Origin of the sequence: Actinoplanes lobatus (assembly GCF_014205215.1) — a bacterium.
Lineage (GTDB): Bacteria > Actinomycetota > Actinomycetes > Mycobacteriales > Micromonosporaceae > Actinoplanes > Actinoplanes lobatus.
This window is the reverse complement of the sequence record NZ_JACHNC010000001.1, coordinates 1,639,174-1,655,742: the sequence shown is the minus strand read 5'-3', so window position 1 is coordinate 1,655,742 and position 16,569 is coordinate 1,639,174. Positions and strand designations below refer to the sequence as shown.

16 protein-coding genes are annotated in these 16,569 nt (G+C 71.4%); 12 read left to right on the top strand and 4 right to left on the bottom strand.

What is annotated here, in order from left to right; all coding sequences use genetic code 11:
• Positions 1 to 7: 7 nt before the first annotated feature.
• The 4 genes from BJ964_RS07365 (at position 8) to BJ964_RS07350 (ending at position 2,622) form a co-directional block, all read left to right on the top strand.
• A complete protein-coding gene (locus BJ964_RS07365; RefSeq protein WP_183222523.1) occupies positions 8 to 220 on the top strand; it encodes a helix-turn-helix domain-containing protein in 213 nt (70 codons plus the stop codon).
• A gap of 158 nt (positions 221 to 378) precedes the next feature.
• On the top strand, positions 379 to 480 hold the full coding sequence (locus BJ964_RS07360) for a 30S ribosomal protein bS22 (RefSeq protein WP_007465623.1): 102 nt from the start codon (positions 379 to 381) through the stop codon (positions 478 to 480).
• Positions 481 to 556: 76 nt separating this feature from the next.
• Complete coding sequence (locus BJ964_RS07355; protein ID WP_188119979.1) at positions 557 to 1,639, top strand: NAD-dependent epimerase/dehydratase family protein; 1,083 nt, start codon at positions 557 to 559, stop codon at positions 1,637 to 1,639.
• Positions 1,636 to 2,622 (top strand): lysophospholipid acyltransferase family protein, encoded by a 987-nt coding sequence (locus BJ964_RS07350; RefSeq protein WP_188119978.1) that lies wholly within the window; start codon positions 1,636 to 1,638, stop codon positions 2,620 to 2,622. The genes BJ964_RS07355 and BJ964_RS07350 overlap by 4 nt, the downstream gene beginning before the upstream one ends.
• A 114-nt stretch (positions 2,623 to 2,736) precedes the next feature.
• On the opposite strand, the gene BJ964_RS07345 is transcribed toward BJ964_RS07350, so the two are convergent.
• Together BJ964_RS07345 and BJ964_RS07340 are read right to left on the bottom strand one after the other, a co-directional pair.
• Positions 2,737 to 3,879 carry a DUF5667 domain-containing protein gene (locus tag BJ964_RS07345; protein WP_229807095.1) on the bottom strand — a complete coding sequence of 381 codons (1,143 nt, stop codon included), beginning with the start codon at positions 3,877 to 3,879 and terminating at the stop codon, positions 2,737 to 2,739.
• A 175-nt stretch (positions 3,880 to 4,054) separates the two neighbouring features.
• Positions 4,055 to 4,996, bottom strand: a complete 942-nt coding sequence (locus tag BJ964_RS07340; protein ID WP_188119976.1) for an ECF subfamily RNA polymerase sigma factor, BldN family — start codon at positions 4,994 to 4,996, stop codon at positions 4,055 to 4,057.
• Positions 4,997 to 5,372: 376 nt separating this feature from the next.
• On the opposite strand from BJ964_RS07340, the gene BJ964_RS07335 reads away from it, so the two are divergent.
• The 8 genes from BJ964_RS07335 (at position 5,373) to hemB (ending at position 13,603) form a co-directional block, all read left to right on the top strand.
• Positions 5,373 to 6,812, top strand: coding sequence for a class I adenylate-forming enzyme family protein (locus BJ964_RS07335; protein WP_229807096.1), 1,440 nt, complete (start codon positions 5,373 to 5,375; stop codon positions 6,810 to 6,812).
• Positions 6,809 to 7,054 carry a glutaredoxin family protein gene (locus tag BJ964_RS07330; RefSeq protein WP_188119974.1) on the top strand — a complete coding sequence of 82 codons (246 nt, stop codon included), beginning with the start codon at positions 6,809 to 6,811 and terminating at the stop codon, positions 7,052 to 7,054. The genes BJ964_RS07335 and BJ964_RS07330 overlap by 4 nt, the downstream gene beginning before the upstream one ends.
• Before the next feature lie 11 nt (positions 7,055 to 7,065).
• Positions 7,066 to 7,707, top strand: a complete 642-nt coding sequence (locus tag BJ964_RS07325; RefSeq protein ID WP_188119973.1) for an HAD family hydrolase — start codon at positions 7,066 to 7,068, stop codon at positions 7,705 to 7,707.
• 232 nt (positions 7,708 to 7,939) lie between these two features.
• The gene (locus BJ964_RS07320) at positions 7,940 to 8,698 is read left to right on the top strand and encodes a redox-sensing transcriptional repressor Rex (protein ID WP_188119972.1); all 759 of its coding nucleotides are present in this window, start codon (positions 7,940 to 7,942) and stop codon (positions 8,696 to 8,698) included.
• Positions 8,695 to 9,990 carry a glutamyl-tRNA reductase gene (locus tag BJ964_RS07315; protein WP_188119971.1) on the top strand — a complete coding sequence of 432 codons (1,296 nt, stop codon included), beginning with the start codon at positions 8,695 to 8,697 and terminating at the stop codon, positions 9,988 to 9,990. Before BJ964_RS07320 ends, BJ964_RS07315 begins: the two co-directional genes overlap by 4 nt.
• Positions 9,987 to 10,910 (top strand): hydroxymethylbilane synthase, encoded by a 924-nt coding sequence (gene hemC, locus BJ964_RS07310; RefSeq protein WP_188119970.1) that lies wholly within the window; start codon positions 9,987 to 9,989, stop codon positions 10,908 to 10,910. Before BJ964_RS07315 ends, hemC begins: the two co-directional genes overlap by 4 nt.
• Positions 10,907 to 12,493, top strand: coding sequence for a bifunctional uroporphyrinogen-III C-methyltransferase/uroporphyrinogen-III synthase (locus tag BJ964_RS07305; RefSeq protein WP_188119969.1), 1,587 nt, complete (start codon positions 10,907 to 10,909; stop codon positions 12,491 to 12,493). The genes hemC and BJ964_RS07305 overlap by 4 nt, the downstream gene beginning before the upstream one ends.
• 120 nt (positions 12,494 to 12,613) lie before the next feature.
• Positions 12,614 to 13,603, top strand: coding sequence for a porphobilinogen synthase (hemB, locus tag BJ964_RS07300; RefSeq protein WP_188119968.1), 990 nt, complete (start codon positions 12,614 to 12,616; stop codon positions 13,601 to 13,603).
• 327 nt (positions 13,604 to 13,930) lie between these two features.
• On the opposite strand, the gene BJ964_RS07295 is transcribed toward hemB, so the two are convergent.
• Positions 13,931 to 14,947, bottom strand: coding sequence for a GNAT family N-acetyltransferase (locus tag BJ964_RS07295; RefSeq protein ID WP_188119967.1), 1,017 nt, complete (start codon positions 14,945 to 14,947; stop codon positions 13,931 to 13,933).
• A gap of 92 nt (positions 14,948 to 15,039) precedes the next feature.
• Positions 15,040 to 16,533: a lytic transglycosylase domain-containing protein gene (locus tag BJ964_RS49045; RefSeq protein WP_188119966.1), complete on the bottom strand. Its 1,494-nt coding sequence runs from the start codon at positions 16,531 to 16,533 to the stop codon at positions 15,040 to 15,042.
• Positions 16,534 to 16,569: the final 36 nt, after the last annotated feature.

Here is a 16,569-nt window from a genome sequence, read left to right as displayed (position 1 = left end):
CGACGAGATGACGGGTCCAGCCCAAACCGAGGAACGGCTCGCCGAAGTGCGGTTCCTGACGGTGGCCGAGGTGGCCGCGCTCATGCGCGTTTCCAAGATGACCGTCTATCGGCTCGTGCACGGCGGTGACCTCACCGCGGTACGGGTCGGCCGCTCGTTCCGGGTGCCCGAGCATGCGGTACACGAGTATCTCCGCGGCGCCTTCTCGCAAAGCGCCTGACGACCCGGGGCCCTGTTGGCCCGACCGGGACGTGCCGGTACGCTGGACCGGTTGGTTCCCGGATCGGTGTTTCCGCTCCGGGCGCCCTCCAGTCGGCTTCCGGCCGTGCCCCCGGGCACTCCCGGTTCCATTCATCAGTGTTTCGAGAGGCTTTTCGTATGGGCTCCGTGGTCAAGAAGCGCCGCAAGCGTATGGCGAAGAAGAAGCACCGCAAGCTGCTGCGCAAGACCCGCGTCCAGCGTCGCCGTCTCGGCAAGTGACCGCGGGCCGGGCCGATGGCCCGGCTCCCGGCGGCACTTGCCTCCTGTTCGAGGCCGCGCATCGAAAGGTGCACCCTTGGTGACCTCACCACCCAGCGTTGTCGTGGTCACCGGAGTCAGCCGTTATCTCGGCGCTCGGGTGGCCGCTCGCCTCGCCGCAGATCCGAAGATCGACCGTGTCGTCGGTCTGGATCCGCATGACCCGCCGGCGGGCCTTCTCGGCCTGCTCGACGGTGTGGAGCGGATCCGGGCCGACGCGCGCGCGGCCACCGAGGCCATCGCCGATCTCGGCGCCGAAGCCGTCGTGCACCTGGCCGTGACCAGCGTGCCCGACGCGCAGCACGGTGGCCGTGCCGCGATGAAGGAACACAACGTCATCGGCACCATGCAGGTGCTGGCGGCCGCCCAGGGCGCGCCGCAGCTGCGCAAGCTGGTGGTGCGTTCCTCCACCGCTGCGTACGGCGCCTCCTTCCGCGACCCGGCCGTGTTCACCGAGGACACCGAGCCCCGTGCGGTTCCGCGTGGCGCGTTCGCCCGCGACATCCTGGACATCGAGGGGTACGTCCGCGGTTTCCGCCGGCGCCGCCCCGAGGTCGCCGCGACCGTCCTGCGGTTCGCCCCGATGATCAGCGAGTCCGCCGAGACGTCGCTGACCCGCTACTTCGCCCAGCCGGTGGTGCCCACCGTGCTCGGCCGTGACGCCCGGCTCCAGTTCGTCCACGTCGAGGACGCGCTGGAGATCCTGCACCGCTCGGTGACCGAGGACCATCCGGGCACCTTCAACGTCGCCGGTTCCGGCGTGCTGATGCTCAGCCAGGCCGTCCGCCGGGCCGGCCGGATCTCCCTGCCGGTGCCCGAGCCGGCGCTCTCCACCGGCGCGGCCCTGCTGCGCAACCTCGGTGTCGAGCAGATCGGGCTGGACCAGATCGACCTCTTCGTGCACGGTCGAGTGGTGGACACCACCCGGCTGATCAATGAGTTCGGCTTCACCCCGCGGACCACCGTGGCCGCGTTCGAGGAGTTCATCCAGGCGCACGCGGCCGGCTCGACGCTCACCGCGGACCGTCTGGCCGCCGCCGAGAACGCGATTCTGGACGGCATCCGCCGGGTCCGGGCCGCCGCCACCGAGCCCGCACCGGCGGGAAGCGACCGAGCATGAGCCAGGACGAATATCGGGACATGTTTCCCGGGCACACCGAGTTCCGGTTGCCCGAGCCGGCGCCGGTGCGGCGGGTGAACGGCCGCCGCCCCGTCCCGGAGAGCCCCGAGCCGGAGCCCGCGGTCGCCGCGTCGGACGGCCTGGACGTCTGGGACCAGCGGGTGGCCGGCGGCCTGGCGTTCCTGCGCCGTCGCCTGGCCGGATCGTACGAGGTGGACGAGTTCGGGTTCGACCCCGAGCTGTCCGAGGCGGTCTTCCACCCGATGCTGAAGATCCTGTACAGGGACTGGTTCCGGACCGAGGTGCTCGGTATCGAGAACGTCCCGCTGGACGGCAGCGGCCTCGTGGTGGGCAACCACTCCGGCACGATCGCCCTGGACGCGCTGATGCTGACCGTCGCGCTGCACGACAAGCACCCCCGTCAGCGGCACCTCCGGCTGCTCGGCGCCGACCTGGTCTTCCGGATGCCGGTGATGAGCGAGCTGGCCCGTGCGGCCGGCGCCACGGTCGCCTGCAACCCGGACGCCGAGCGCCTGATGAACTCGAGCCAGCTGGTCGGTGTCTTCCCGGAGGGCTTCAAGGGCATCGGGAAGCGGTTCTCCGAACGCTACAAGCTGCAACGGTTCGGCCGGGGCGGGTTCGTGTCGGCGGCGCTGCGCACCGGCACCCCGATCGTCCCGGTGGCGATCGTCGGCGCCGAGGAGATCTATCCGATCCTGGCCGACCTGAAGCCGCTGGCCCGGCTGCTCGGCGTGCCGTACTTCCCGGTCACCCCGACCTTCCCGCTGCTGGGCCCGCTGGGGCTGGTGCCGCTGCCGAGCAAGTGGCTGATCCAGTTCTGCCCGCCGATCCCGACCGCCCACCTGCGGGAGTACGCGGACGATCCCCTGGTCGTCTACAACCTCGCCGATCAGGTCCGGGAGACGATCCAGGCCACGCTGCACGAACTGCTGGAGAAGCGGCCGGACCCGTTCGGTCCGTGACCTCGGCGAGTGCCAAATTCCTGGAGTGATCCGTCCGGTCCGTCCTATAGTGACGGTTGAGGGGCGGCCCCGGAGTGATGATCTCCGGCACCGCCCCTCGCCAGTTCCGTCGTTCTAGAAGAGATCGCCGAGCAGACCGCCCAGCACACCGTCCGCTTCCTCGTTCGCGGTGCCCGCCGGACCGGTGGTCGTGGTCGGCGTCGGCGTGATCCCGGCCGTGCCGGTCGGCGTCGCTCCCGGCTGGGTCGCCTTGCCGGTGCCCGGCACGGTCACCGTCCCGGTGCTTCCCGGGTCGGCGGCACCGCTCTTGCCGGGCTTGGACGTGGCGGTCTGGCCCGGCTGCCTACCGGTCGTCTTGCCGGTGCCGTTCTGCTGCGAACCGGCATCCGGACCGCTGTCACCGGTGCCCTCGCAGCGGTGCAGCTTCGGGCCGAGCGCGTCGGACCCGGACGGGTCCACCTTGTCGCAGGCGAGGCCGGCACGCAGGTCCTCGGTGCGGTCGGCGACGTCCTCCAGCAGGCCCAGCGAGACCGTGGCGCGCTCCCGGTTGGCCGGGGAGAGCTTCTCCAGCGCCGGGGTGAAGGTGCGGCGCTGCCCGGTGGCGAAACCGTCCAGCGTGGTCAGCGGCGTGGTGTCCTTCTGCGACACGGCCGATGTGGTCAGCAGTCGTACGCCCTTGCGGGTGTCGGCGTCCATGTCGTCCAGCACCAGCGCGAACTCGGGCTCGTCGCCCTGCATGGCGATCGCCTCGGTCAGCCGGGTCCGGGCGAAGTCCAGGGACAGCTCGCCCCGGGTCACATCGGATCCGGCGATCGCCAGCTGAGCCCGTTCGGTCTGCCGCTTCACGCTGTACAGGGCGTCGCCCGGTGAGGCGCTCTCGCTGGCCGCGGAGATCCCGGAGACGGCCATCGCGCCGGCGGCCACGCCGATCACGATCGCCCCGCGGGCCCGTATCCGGCGGCCGAGCCGCCGGACGTTGCGGGTCTCGACGACCGGCTCCGGATCGGTCTCGACGGCGGTGCGGCCGATGCCGTCCCGCTCGGCCGTGGCGACCAGCATGGCGCGCAGGCCGACGCGGAACTCGGAGTCGACCGGTGCGCCGGGCCGGGCCGCGGAGAGCCGGTTGCCGATGGCGACCAGCCGGTGGAGCTCCTCGTCGGCCTGGCCACGGCTGTGGTGGTGACGGGCGCCGCCGGCGTCGTCGATCAGTTCCGCGAAGTGCTCGGCACTCCGGGAGTTCGGAAAGGCGAATCTCACCGTGGGCACCTCCCCTCGCTCGTGACTGTCTCGCCGGCCTGCGGGCCGGCGTCGGCGACCGGACCGTGGGACACGGCCCCGGGTCGCATCCGGACAAACGCGCGACACGCGGCCCCGGTTACGGGTGCGAGGCGGTGCCATCGGGTATCGGAGATCGACATCTGAGAGCGCCGGATCAAGATTGGAACCCGTCCGGCAGAAGCCTGTTCAATGCCCGGACGGCCCGGTACTGGAGGGCCTTGATGGCGCCCTCGTTCTTGCCCATGGTCTGCGCGGTCTCGGCCACCGAGAAGCCCTGGAGGAAGCGCAGCACGATGCATTCCTGCTGCTCCGGGTTGAGCTGCTTGACCGCGGTGAGCAGGGCCACGTTGGTGATGTGGTCGACCACCGCGGACTCCGGGCTGCCCTCCGGGCCCCGGTCCTCGCGGTCGGCGTCGAGCACGTCCCCGGTGGTGACCTCGAGGCGGTAGCGGCCGGACTTGAAGTGGTCGGCGACCAGGTTCCGGGCGATGGTGACCAGCCAGGCGCCGAGGTCACGGCCCTGCCAGGTGAAGCTGCCGATGCGCTTGAGAGCGCGCAGGAACGTGTCCGAGGTCAGGTCCTCGGCGAGCTGACGGTTGCCGACTCGGAAGTAGACGAACCGGAACACGGTGTCCACGTACCGGTCGTAGATCAGCCCGAACGCCTCGGCCTCGCCGGCCTGGGCGCGTTCGACCAGCGCCCACACCTCGGCCGCCGGGTCGCCGCGGTCGGGCCGGGCCGGGTGCTTCGGCGGGGCCGTCTCGGTCGGCGGTCCGGTGGTGCTCTGCGTCGGCAGGACCACGGTGTGGTCACCGGTGACGGTGTCGCTCTCGCCGGTGTTCGAGTGCTGGCCGGTGGACTGGGCCGGGGGCCGGTTCGTGCCGGGGCGGCCGAACCTGCTCCCGTTGCCGGAGTTCGGCGTCGCCACGGCGGGCGGGCTGTTCGGCGGGCGGCGGCTGCCGGCCTGCTTCGGGCTGTCGCCGCGCAGCGCGTTCACGATCGACGACCCGCGCAGGGCGTTCAGCCCCTCGGAGAGCGCGTGCCGTGCCGCGACGACGTCGCGGTGGTACGGGTCCTCGGCGTACACATGAGTCACTGCGCCTCCTCAACCCGGCGGGCCTGCGACGACAGTGGATCCGTCCCGCCAGACATGGATTCACTGCGGTTCCGTGCTTTGTGGGGCACAGCGGCCTCCTCGGGATGAGGGTGGTCACTTCACAACAAAAGGGGTGGGGTAACCCGCTGAAAAGCCGGTCGACCTCACCCGTTGGTGTGGATTCGTTACACAGTGCGGAAGTATCACCGAGTTCGGACACGGGGAGTCGCACACCGTGTGCGCTACGCGCAAAGCCGCGAATGACGCGAAAGCGGCAATGCCCGTCAAGGTCAACTTTTGCCGAACAAGCCGCGTACACGGCGCACCCGCTGTCCGCCGTCCCGGTCGGGCGCGCTTTGTGCCAGACTCGGGCCTCGTGGAGGAACCCGCCCGAGACCCGGTCGCCGAGGCCGCCGGACGACGTCCGGATCGGCCCGCGCTGATCGCCGGGGACATTGTCATCACATGGGCGGAATTGGACAGCCGCGTCTCCGCGGCCGCCGCCTCGATCACCGCACGCACCGCGCCCGGCGACCGGGTGGCGCTGCTGCTCGGCAACACCGTCGACTTCGCGGCCGCCTACTTCGGGACGCTGCGGGCCGGCCGGGTCGCGGTGCCGCTCAGTCCGGGATACACCGCGGACGAGCGGGAGTACGCGATCGCCGACTCGGCGGCCGCCCTGGTCGTCGAGGAGCCGCTGACCGGCGGAGTCCAGGAATTCGCGCGGGACGCCGTACCCGGAAAAAATGATCTTGCGGTTCTGCTCTACACCTCGGGCACGAGCGGGCGGCCGAAGGGCGCCATGCTGACCCACGCCGCGCTCGCCGCGAACCACGAGCAGCTCGACCGGATCGAGCCGCCGGTGGTCGGCCCGGACGACGTGGTGCTGCTGGCGGTGCCGTTCTTCCACGCCTACGGGCTGAACACCGGGCTCGGCACGGTGGCGCACCACGCGGCGACCGGAGTGCTGGCCGAGCGCTTCGACGCGGCCGTCTCGCTGGAGCTGATCACCCGTCACCGGGTGACCGTCACGGTCGGCGTGCCCGGCATGTACCAGGCCTGGACGCGCCTGCCCGACGCCGCGGAGGCGCTGCGTGCGGTGCGCACCGCGGTGTGCGGCGCGGCGCCGCTGGAGGAGAGCGTGGCGGCGCGGTTCCGGGAGCTGACCGGCCGGGCCGTCCTGATCGGGTACGGGCTGACCGAGACCGCCCCGGTGCTGACCACCACGGCGGTGAGCCACCGGGACAAGAGCGGCTCGATCGGCCGCCCGTTGCCCGGTGTCGAGCTGCTCCTGCGTACCCCCTCGGGTCTGGAACTGTGGCGCGACGGCACCGCCTCGGTCGACGCCGATCTCGAGATCGCGGAGTCGGCCGGCACCGATCCGGGCGAGATCGTGGTCCGCGGGCCGAACCTGTTCTCCGGCTACTGGCCGGACGGGCGCGGCGGCCCCGGCCCGGACGGCTGGTGGCCCACCGGTGACATCGCCTACGCCGACGGCGACGGCGACCTGGTCCTGGTCGACCGGATCGGCGAGCTGATCCTGGTGAACGGCTTCAACGTCTATCCGGCCGAGATCGAGCGGGTGCTGAGCGCGCACCCGGCGGTGGCCGCGGTGGCCGTGGTGGGGCTGCCCGACCCGGAGACCGGCCAGCGCCCGCACGCCTACGTGGTGCCCGCCGGGGAGCCGGCGCCGAGCCCGGACGAGCTGCGGGCGCACTGCGCCGCCAGGCTGGCCCGCTTCAAGCTGCCCGGCATCGAGCTGGTGGCCACGCTGCCGCGCACGCCGATCGGGAAGATCCGGAAGGGCGACCTGTGAGACTCACCCTGATCAGCCGGGACGGCTGCCACCTGTGCGAGGTGGCCGAGCAGACGCTGGACCGGATCGCCCCCGGTCAGTGGGCGAAGGTCGACGTGGACTCGTCGATCGAGCTGGAGCGCGACTACGGCGACCGGGTGCCGGTCCTGCTGCTGGACGGCAAGGAGCACGGCTACTGGCGCATCGAGGAGGAGCGCCTGCTGCGGGATCTGGCCCGGCAGCCGGGCGAGCCGCGGCTGTAGCCTCGCTTCCCGTGACGTCAAAGCACCTGGTCTGGGACTGGAACGGAACCCTGCTCGACGACCTCCACCTGGTGGTCTCGTCGACCAATACGGCCTTCGCCACGGTGGGCGGCCGCGACGTGGACGCCGACGAGCATCGGCGGGCCTTCCGGCGGCCGGTCGCCGAGTTCTACGCCGAGATGCTGGGCCGGGCGGTCGACCACGAGGAGTTCGGCCGGCTGGACCGGATCTTCCACGACGCGTACCGCCTGGGGCTGACCGACGTATCGCTGGCCGCCGACGCGATGACCGCGATCAGGACGTGGCCGGGCGGCCAGTCGCTGCTGTCCATGTGGTTCCACAGCGAGCTGATCCCGGCCGTCGAGGGCTACGGGCTGGCCGGCCTCTTCGCCCGCGTCGACGGGCTGCGGGCCGAACTCGGTGGCGGGTTCAAAGCCGCCCATCTCGCCGCTCACCTGGACGAACTGGGTGTTGCCGGGCGGGACGTGGTGCTGATCGGCGACTCGCTGGACGACGCGGACGCGGCCGAGGCGGTCGGCGGGTGCGCGGTCCTCTACACGGGCGGATTCACCCACCCGGCCCGGCTGCGGGAATCCGGCCGTCCGGTCGCCGACACGCTGGTGGAGGCGGTAAAGACGGCCATGTCACTCTGAGTCAGGTGGCCCTGGCGGGGGTCGAGCGGTAATACTCGACGGGTCGGCCCGACTAACACAGCCGGGTCGATCTTGTCCAATTGTCCCGACAAGATCGCGATTTGTGCACGCCTTCACAAGCGCCTACTCTGTGACTCCGACGAGCCCCGCTACCACAGCCACCCCACGAGGGTTTCACCGGTATCGCACAGACAGGGCTCACCGCAGGTTCGCCTCGTCGGCACGGAGTCAGATGAGTCAGCAGCGTCACGGAAGCACGCCCGGCGAGGCCGGTGGCGTCCCGGCCTTCCCGGATCTACCGGAGGCGACCATCGCGCGACTGCCGGAGTACCTTCGCGCCCTCCATCACCTCGCCGAGACCGGCGCGGAGACGGTATCGAGTGAGGGTCTGGCGGCCGCCGCCGGGGTCAACTCCGCCAAACTCCGTAAGGACCTGTCGCACCTCGGGTCGTACGGCACCCGCGGCGTCGGCTACGACGTCTCCCTGCTCGTCGCCCAGATCGAGTACATCCTGGGCCTCGACGAGAACCGGGCGGTCTGCCTGGTCGGCGTCGGTAACCTCGGGCACGCCCTGGCCGGGTACGCGGGCTTCGCCAGCCGCGGCTTCCGGGTGGTGGCCCTCTTCGACACCGACCCGAAGAAGGTCGGCGAGCAGATCAACGGCCTCACCGTGCGGCACCTCGACGAGCTGGAGCGGATCGCAGCCGACGAGTCCATCGCGATCGGTGTGATAGCCACCCCGCCCGGCACCGCCCAGACGGTCGCCGACGCGCTGGTCGCCGCCGGTGTGACGAGCATCCTCAACTTCGCGCCGGGCGTTCTGTCGGTGCCTTCCAACGTCGATGTCCGTAAGGTGGATCTCGCCATCGAGCTGCAGATCCTTTCGTTCCATGAGCACCGCAAGGCGTCTCTGACCGCCCTCCCGGGCGGCCGGGGCGCCGCCGCGAGCCCGGACAAGCTGCCGGACGATCAGAAGGCGGTCGGTTCGTGAACCTGCTGAGCATCGGTGCCTCGTACCGCACGGCCGACGTCGCGGTCCTCGAGCGCCTCGTCATTCCCGAGCCCTCCGTCCCCGGTCTGCTGCAACGCCTGGTCGCCCAGCCGTACGTGGGTGAGGCGGTGGTCGTCTCCACCTGCAACCGCGTCGAGGTGTACGCGGCGGTCAGCGGCTTCCACGGCGGCCTCGGCGACATCTGCAACGTGCTGTCCGAGCACTCCGGCATCCCCGCCAGCGAGCTCGCCGGCCACCTCTACGTGCACTACGGCGAGGCCGCGGTCCGCCACTCGTTCCGGGTCTCCTCCGGCCTCGACTCGATGGTCGTCGGCGAGGCGCAGATCCTCGGCCAGCTGCGCGACGCGTACCACGCGGCCACCGAGGTCGACTCGGCCGGCCGCCTGCTGCACGAGCTGATGCAGCAGACGCTGCGGGTCGGCAAGCGGGCGCACGCCGAGACCGGCATCGACCGGGCCGGGCAGAGCGTCGTGACGGCCGCCCTCGACCTGGCCGCCGAGCACCTCGGCGCCGACCTGGCCGGGCGTTCCGCGCTGGTCATCGGGGCCGGGGCGATGGGCGCGCTGTCGGTGGCCACGCTCACCCGGGCCGGTGTGGGGCCGCTGCGGATCACCAACCGCAGCCACGATCGCGCCGACCGGCTCGCCGAGGCGTACGGGGCGGTCGCCGTCCCCTTCGATGAGCTCGACGCGGTGTTGAAAGAAGTGGACCTCGTGGTGTGCGCCACCGCCTCCACCGTGCCCGTGCTCACCCGGCAGCGCCTGGAGCGGGTCGGCAAGGAGCTGGTGGTGCTCGACCTGGCCGTTCCCCGCGACGTCGAGCCGGACGCCGCCGGTCTGCCCGGCGTGCACATCATCGACATCGACAGCCTCGCCACCAGCCGGCGCACCCACCCGGTCGCCGCCGAGACCGCGGCCGTCGAGCAGATCGTCACCACCGAGGTGGAGAACTTCCTCGGCTGGCTGCGCGGCGCCGAGATCGCGCCCACGGTGGCCGCCCTGCGGACCCGGGCCGAGGAGGTCGTCTCGGCCGAGATGCGCAAGCTGATCGCCCGCCGGCCGGAGTTCACCGAGGAGCAGCGGGGCGACGTCTCCCGTACCCTGCACCGGGTCGTCCAGCAGCTGCTGCACTCGCCGACCGTGCGGGTCCGGCAGCTCGCCGCCGAACCCGGCGGCGACCAGTACGCGGCCCTGCTCCGTGAATTGTTCGACCTGGACGTCCCGCTGGCCACACAGGCGAACGCGGTACCGGAGATCGGGGGAAAACCGTGACGCTTCGGCTCGGCACCAGGGGCAGCACCCTGGCGCTCACCCAGTCACAGATGGTCGCCGACGCGCTGACCGCCGCCACCGGCCGCCCGGTCGAGCTGGTCCGGATCGTCACCCCCGGTGACCGGTCCGACGCTCCGGTGGCCCAGCTCGGCGTCGGGGTCTTCGTCTCCGCACTCCGGGACGCACTGCTGGCCGGCGAGATCGACTTCGCCGTGCACTCGTACAAGGACCTCCCCACCGGCGAGCACCCACGGCTGCACATCGCCGCCGTACCGCCCCGGGAGGACCCGCGTGACGCCCTGATCGCCCGCGACGGACTGACGCTGGCGGAGCTGCCGCCGGGCTCGTCCATCGGCACCGGTGCGGTGCGCCGCATCGCGCAACTCCGCGCTTTGGGGCTAGATTTGCAGGTCACGCCGATTCGGGGGAATGTCGACTCGCGCATCGCCCGGGTTCTCGGACCCGAGGCCGATCTCGATGCCGTCGTTCTCGCCCGGGCCGGTGTGGCACGCCTCGGCCGGTCCGCGGAGATCACCGAGACGCTCGACCCGATGCTCATGCTGCCCGCCCCCGCCCAGGGCGCGCTGGCGGTGGAGTGCCGGGCCGACGACACCGACCTGATCGAGCTGCTGTCCGCTCTCGATCACGCACCGACCCGGGCCGCCGTGCTGGCGGAGCGGTCGATGCTTGCCACGCTCGAGGCCGGGTGCTCCGCCCCGGTCGCGGCACACGCCGAAGTCGCCGAAGGCGACGACGGTGACGAGATCTACCTGCGCGGTGCGGTGATCAGCCCGGATGGGGTCCGAGCCATCCGACTGTCGCGCACCGGAACGCCCGCCGGCGCGGCGGAGATCGGCAAGGCGCTTGCCATCGATCTCCTCGACGCCGGAGCCGATACCCTGATGGGGAGCACAGAATGACCACCCGCACCGCCCGTAAGCCAGCCGGACGCATCGCGTTCATCGGCGCCGGACCCGGCGACCCGGAGCTGCTGACCCGCCGCGCGTATGCGGCGTTGACCGATGCCGACCAGGTGGTCTACGACCGCGGCGTGCCCGATACCCTGCTCAGCGCGATCCGCTCCGACGCCAAGGAGGACGCGCAGTTCAGCCCGGCCGAGGGCGCGCCCGGCGACGTCGCCAAGGTGCTGCTGTCCGCCGCCAAGTCCGGCCTCTCCGCCGTGCACCTGGTCGCCGGTGACCCGTTCGGCCACGACGCGGTGGTCAAGGAGGTGCAGGCGGTCGCGCGTACCGCGGTGCACTTCGAGGTGATCCCCGGCATCGGGCAGGCCGAGGGTGTCGCCGCCTACGCCGGCGTGCCGCTGCCCGGCGTCCGGATCGCCGCCGACGTCGACGACGTCACCACCCTGGACTTCGACGCCCTCGCCGGCGCCGCCCAGAAGGGCTCCTTCGCCGTCGCGGTGGACGCCGGTGACCTGGCCGCCGTTCGTGACGGCCTGCTTGCCGCCGGTGTCGAGCCGGGCGTCCCGGTCGCGGTGACCGGCGACGGCACCGGTGAGACGCAGTACACCACCACCTCGACCGTGGACAGTTTCGTCGCCGCGGCGCTCGGCTTCACCGGCCGGGTCGTGCTCACCGTCGGCGCCGAGGTGGCCGAGCGTGACGCCCTCAGCTGGTGGGAGAACCGTCCGCTGTACGGCTGGAAGGTGCTCGTCCCGCGGACCAAGGAGCAGGCCGGCGCCATGTCCGCCCGACTGCGTGCCTACGGCGCCATCCCGTGCGAGGTGCCGACCATCGCGGTCGAGCCGCCCCGCACCCCGGCGCAGATGGAGCGCGCGGTCAAGGGCCTGGTCGACGGCCGGTACGCGTGGGTCATCTTCACCTCGGTCAACGCGGTCCGCGCCGTCTGGGAGAAGTTCGGCGAGCACGGCCTCGACGCCCGCCACTTCGGCGGTGTGAAGATCGCCTGCATCGGCGAGGCCACCGCCGACGCGGTCCGCGCCTTCGGCATCCAGCCCGAGCTGATCCCGTCCGGAGAGCAGTCCAGCGACGGCCTGCTGGCCGAGTTCTCGCCGCACGACGAGATCCTCGACCCGGTCGGCCGGGTGCTGCTGCCGCGCGCCGACATCGCCACCGAGACCCTGGCGGCCGGGCTCATCGAGCGCGGCTGGGAGGTGGACGACGTGACCGCGTACCGGACGGTCCGGGCCGCCCCGCCGCCCGCCGAGATCCGGGACGCGATCAAGTCCGGCGGGTTCGACGCGGTGCTCTTCACCTCGTCCTCGACCGTCCGGAACCTGGTCGGCATCGCGGGTAAGCCGCACGCCCGTACCGTGGTCGCGGTGATCGGCCCGAAGACCGCCGAAACCGCTGTGGAGTTCGGCCTCCGGGTCGACACCCAGCCGCAGAACGCCTCGGTGCCCGACCTGGTCGAGGCCCTCGCGGACTACGCACTGGAGTTGCGCGAGAAGCTGGCCGCGATGCCGGCCAAGCAGCGCCGCGGCTCCAAGGTGCAGGGCCCGACCGCCCTCCGATTCCGCTGATCCTCTGAACGAAGCGCGCCGTTTGCGAAAGCGGCGCGCTTCTTCGTTTTCCCGCCGCTTGTCGCTCGTCGCTCATCGCCTGTCGCTCGTCGTTTGTCGTTTGTCGCTTAGGAGCGCCCGATGTCCTTCCCTGACATCCGCCCGCGCCGTCTCCGGCGCACGCCCGCCATCCGCCGCCTGGTCGAGGAGACCCGGCTCGCCCCGTCCGAGCTGGTCCTGCCGCTCTTCCTGAAAGAGGGCCTGACCGAGCCGAAGCCGATCAGCTCCCTCCCCGGAGTCGTCCAGCACAGCCGCGAGTCGCTGCGCAAGGCCGCGACCGAGGCGGTCAGCGCGGGCGTCGGTGGCCTCATGCTCTTCGGCGTGCCGGACAACGCCAACAAGGACGAGACCGGTTCGGGTGGCCTCGACCCGGACGGCATCCTCAACGTCGGCCTCCGCGACCTGCGCTCCGAGCTGGGCGACAGCACAGTGATCATGGGCGACCTGTGCCTGGACGAGTTCACCTCGCACGGCCACTGCGGCGTCCTGGCCGCCGACGGCACGGTCGACAACGACGCGACCCTCGCGATCTACGCGGACATGGCGGTCGCGCAGGCCGAAGCCGGCGCCCACATGGTCGGCCCGTCCGGCATGATGGATGGCCAGATCGGCGTGATCCGCAAGGCCCTGGACACGGCCGGCCACCAGGACGTGGCGATCCTCGCCTACTCGGCGAAGTACGCGGGCGCCTTCTACGGCCCGTTCCGCGAGGCCGTCGAGTCGACCCTCCAGGGCGACCGCCGCCAGTACCAGCAGGACCCGCCGAACGTCCGCGAGGCCCTGCGCGAGGTCGACCTGGACGTCGCCGAGGGCGCCGACATCGTCATGGTCAAGCCGGCGCTGCCCTACCTGGACATCATCGCCGCGATCCGCGAACGGGTCACCGTACCGGTCGCCGCCTACCAGGTGTCCGGCGAATACGCGATGGTAGAGGCCGCCGCCGCCAACGGGTGGATCGACCGCGAACGCGTCATCCTCGAAACCCTCACGTCGATCAAGCGGGCCGGCGCCCAGATCACCCTCACCTACTGGGCGACGGAGGTCGCTCAACTGCTCCGCTCACGCTTCTAAAGACCAAACCCATTCCCGGTACGGCGTTCCCCGCCCCCAAAGCAGGAACGCCGTCCCGCCAGCTCCCGCGAGCACTTGCCGGGTCAAGCCCGTGCCGCGCCCGCCGGGGGTAGATCGGTGGTCCAGCCACCCTTCCCACCCACAAGAAACCACCCCACCCCTACGGCGGTGCACTCAACCTCCCCCGCAAAACGCCGCCGGTGTCGAGGCAAGCGATTTGCCGACGCAGCGGGGTGTGCTGCGGCGGGAAATCGCCTGCCTCGACACCGGTTACAAGGCGTTTTGCCGCGGAGCGAAGCGGAGCAATCAGGTCCAGTGCAATCAAACTCAGCTCAGCTCCAGGCTCTGGACCAGTTGTGTCACGTCGGCTATGTACTCGTACCAGTCGCGGTCGGACTGGTAGCCCAGCTCGGCGTTGACCTTGAGCATCGACTCGTTGTGCTGCGCGTTCCACGTCTGGACCTGGCGCAGCGTCGGCTCGGCGGCCCGCAGCTCGAACAGCATCCGCGCTTTGATCGCCCGGTCGATCCCGTAGCCGCGGTGCTCCCGGACGACGATCGTGTCGTACTGGTCGGCCCGCTCCGGATGCTGCGCCGGAACGACCACCTCGGTCAGCCCGGCCACCGCACCGGTCGCCTCGTGGATGGCCAGCACGATGTACGGCTTCAGGCCACGCCGGTGGAGCGTTTCGATGGAGTCGCGAAGCCGCTGCGGATCGGACGAGCGCGGAGCCAGCTCCAGGTCCTCGTCGTCGTGCTGTGCCTCCGCCTTGGCCTGTGCGTAGGCCTCCAGCAGATGGTCCGGTGGCCCGCCTGGGTGGTACTCGATCCGGTAGCCGGGGCTGATCCCGCTGGCCATGCCACCCAGGGCCAGCCAGTCCACCGAGTCCAGGTTGAGCACGCCGCGGGTCTCCACATACTCCCGTTCGAAGCCGAGCGACTCGTAGAACGGGATGGCCGTGGTGCCGCCGATCGCCTCCACCCCGATCGAGGAGAAGCCCTCCAGATAGGCCCGGCGCGCCGCCACTGCCACCAGCTGCCGACCCAGGCCGCGGCGCCGCAACTCGGGCCGGACCAGCACCTCGAGCACCCCGATGTCGCCGAGCAGCAGGATGCTGACATGCGCAAAGATCTTGCTCTCCCCCTCGGGGAGCCGGTCGTCCTCGGCCACCCAGGTGATCCGGCGCTCGCCCGGCATGGTCTCGGCCAAATAGTCCCGAACCTGCACGTCGCGCCAGGGTGGATCGTCCGGGAGGTCGGCCGCCAGGACCGCGTTCACCGTCTCCACGAGCGAGCGGACCTCGGCCGCGGACGCGGAGCGGGGATCCCATTCACGCACCCTCACGGGTACATCGTGCCGTTTGTGAGACCTTGAGGGAAGTGCTCACCACGCAAAAGTGCAGCTACGCTCACGCTGAGTCGCGAAATTCGTGTCGATCACGTCTTGCTGCGGCGTCCGTAGTCGTCGGCGATCCGGAACACCTTCTCCGCGTACGGCCGGACCGCGTTGTACGACAGGATCGCGTCCCACCAGGAGTCGGCGTTGGACATGTCGCGGCCACCCTTGCAGAGGTAAACGGCCGCGGTCAGGCTGGCGTCATCGACGTCGTTCGGGTTCACCACACCGTCCCGGTCGGCGTCGATCGCCGTCTCCTTCCAGGTGGACGGGATGAACTGCATCGGCCCCATCGCCCGGTCATAGGTCTTGTCCAGGTCCATCACGCCCTGGTCGGTGTCCGGGATCAGCTGCCGCCCACCCTGGCCGTCCAGCGGAAGCCCGATGATCGCCGGAAGCGCCACCCCGTCGGCGCCCAGCACCGCCCCGTTGACACTGCCGTGCGACGACTCCACCTCCCCGATGGCGGCGAGCGTCGTCCAGTTCAGATGGCAGCCGGGCGTGGTCTGCGCGGTGACCAGCTCGGCATAGACGTAGGCCTGCACCGCCACCACCGGAATGCTCACCCGGGTGCCGATGTCCGACGCCCAGCCCGACAGCGCATCCGCCGGCCGGGTGTTGCCGACCGTCGGCTGAGGCAGCCTGCCGATCCCGGTGGGCGGCACCGGAAAACTGGGCGGCGCGCTGGCGACCCCACCGGTCGGCACTCCACCCGGCGAGGCCCAGACCGGGGGCGGCACCGAGGCCCCGTCCGCCCCGAACGCCGGCGTCGCGCTGGGCGCGGGCACCGCCTCGAGCGCCTTGGGCACGAGATAGGCCCCCGAAGTCACCGCCAGCACGACGAGCGCCGCCAGCAACACCCCGGGAAGAACGACCCGCCCACTGGGCCCCTTGGCCCAGGCCGCCGTCCCGCGCGCGGCCCGCTTGGCGGCAGACCCCGGCCGAACCCGCCGCCGGCGAGGTTCTTTCCCGGCTTCGGCCTCCTTCGCCGTTCCCGTGCTCGCGGCTTCGGTGCTCTTTGTCGTGCCCGTGCTTGCGGCCTCGGCGTCCTTCGCCGTTCCGTCGGCGGTCGTGCCTGGCGTGGCGCCTCCGGCTTCGGTGCCCTTGGCTGCTCCGTCCGAGGCCGTCGCTACCTCGGCGTTCCCGGCTTCGGCGCCCTCAGGAGCTCCGGCCGGGGCCTTTTCCGGCGCGGCGCTCTCGGTCGCCGCCGATTCCGCAGGGTTGGCCGGTCTCGCGGCTTCGTCCGAGGCTTTCCCGGTCTCGGCGGCCTTCTTCTCCCCGTCGCCGGCCACAACCGCGCCGCTCTCGGTGGCCTTCTCCCCAACGGCCCCCGGTTTCTCCGGGCCGGACGACCCGGAAGGGGCGTGGACCGAGTCCAGCGAGGCGGAGGTGGCGGTCGGATCGGTGGACGACCGGGGAGCGGACGTGGCCGTCTCCTCCGGGGCCGCGCCGGAACTGCTCAGCGGCCCGCCCTGATGCGGTGCCGCGGGTCGCAGCTCCGGATGCTCTGCTGGGTTCTTCCGCACCTCCGCCACGCGTCGACCCTACCCGCCGGAAACCATTCCCGGGGA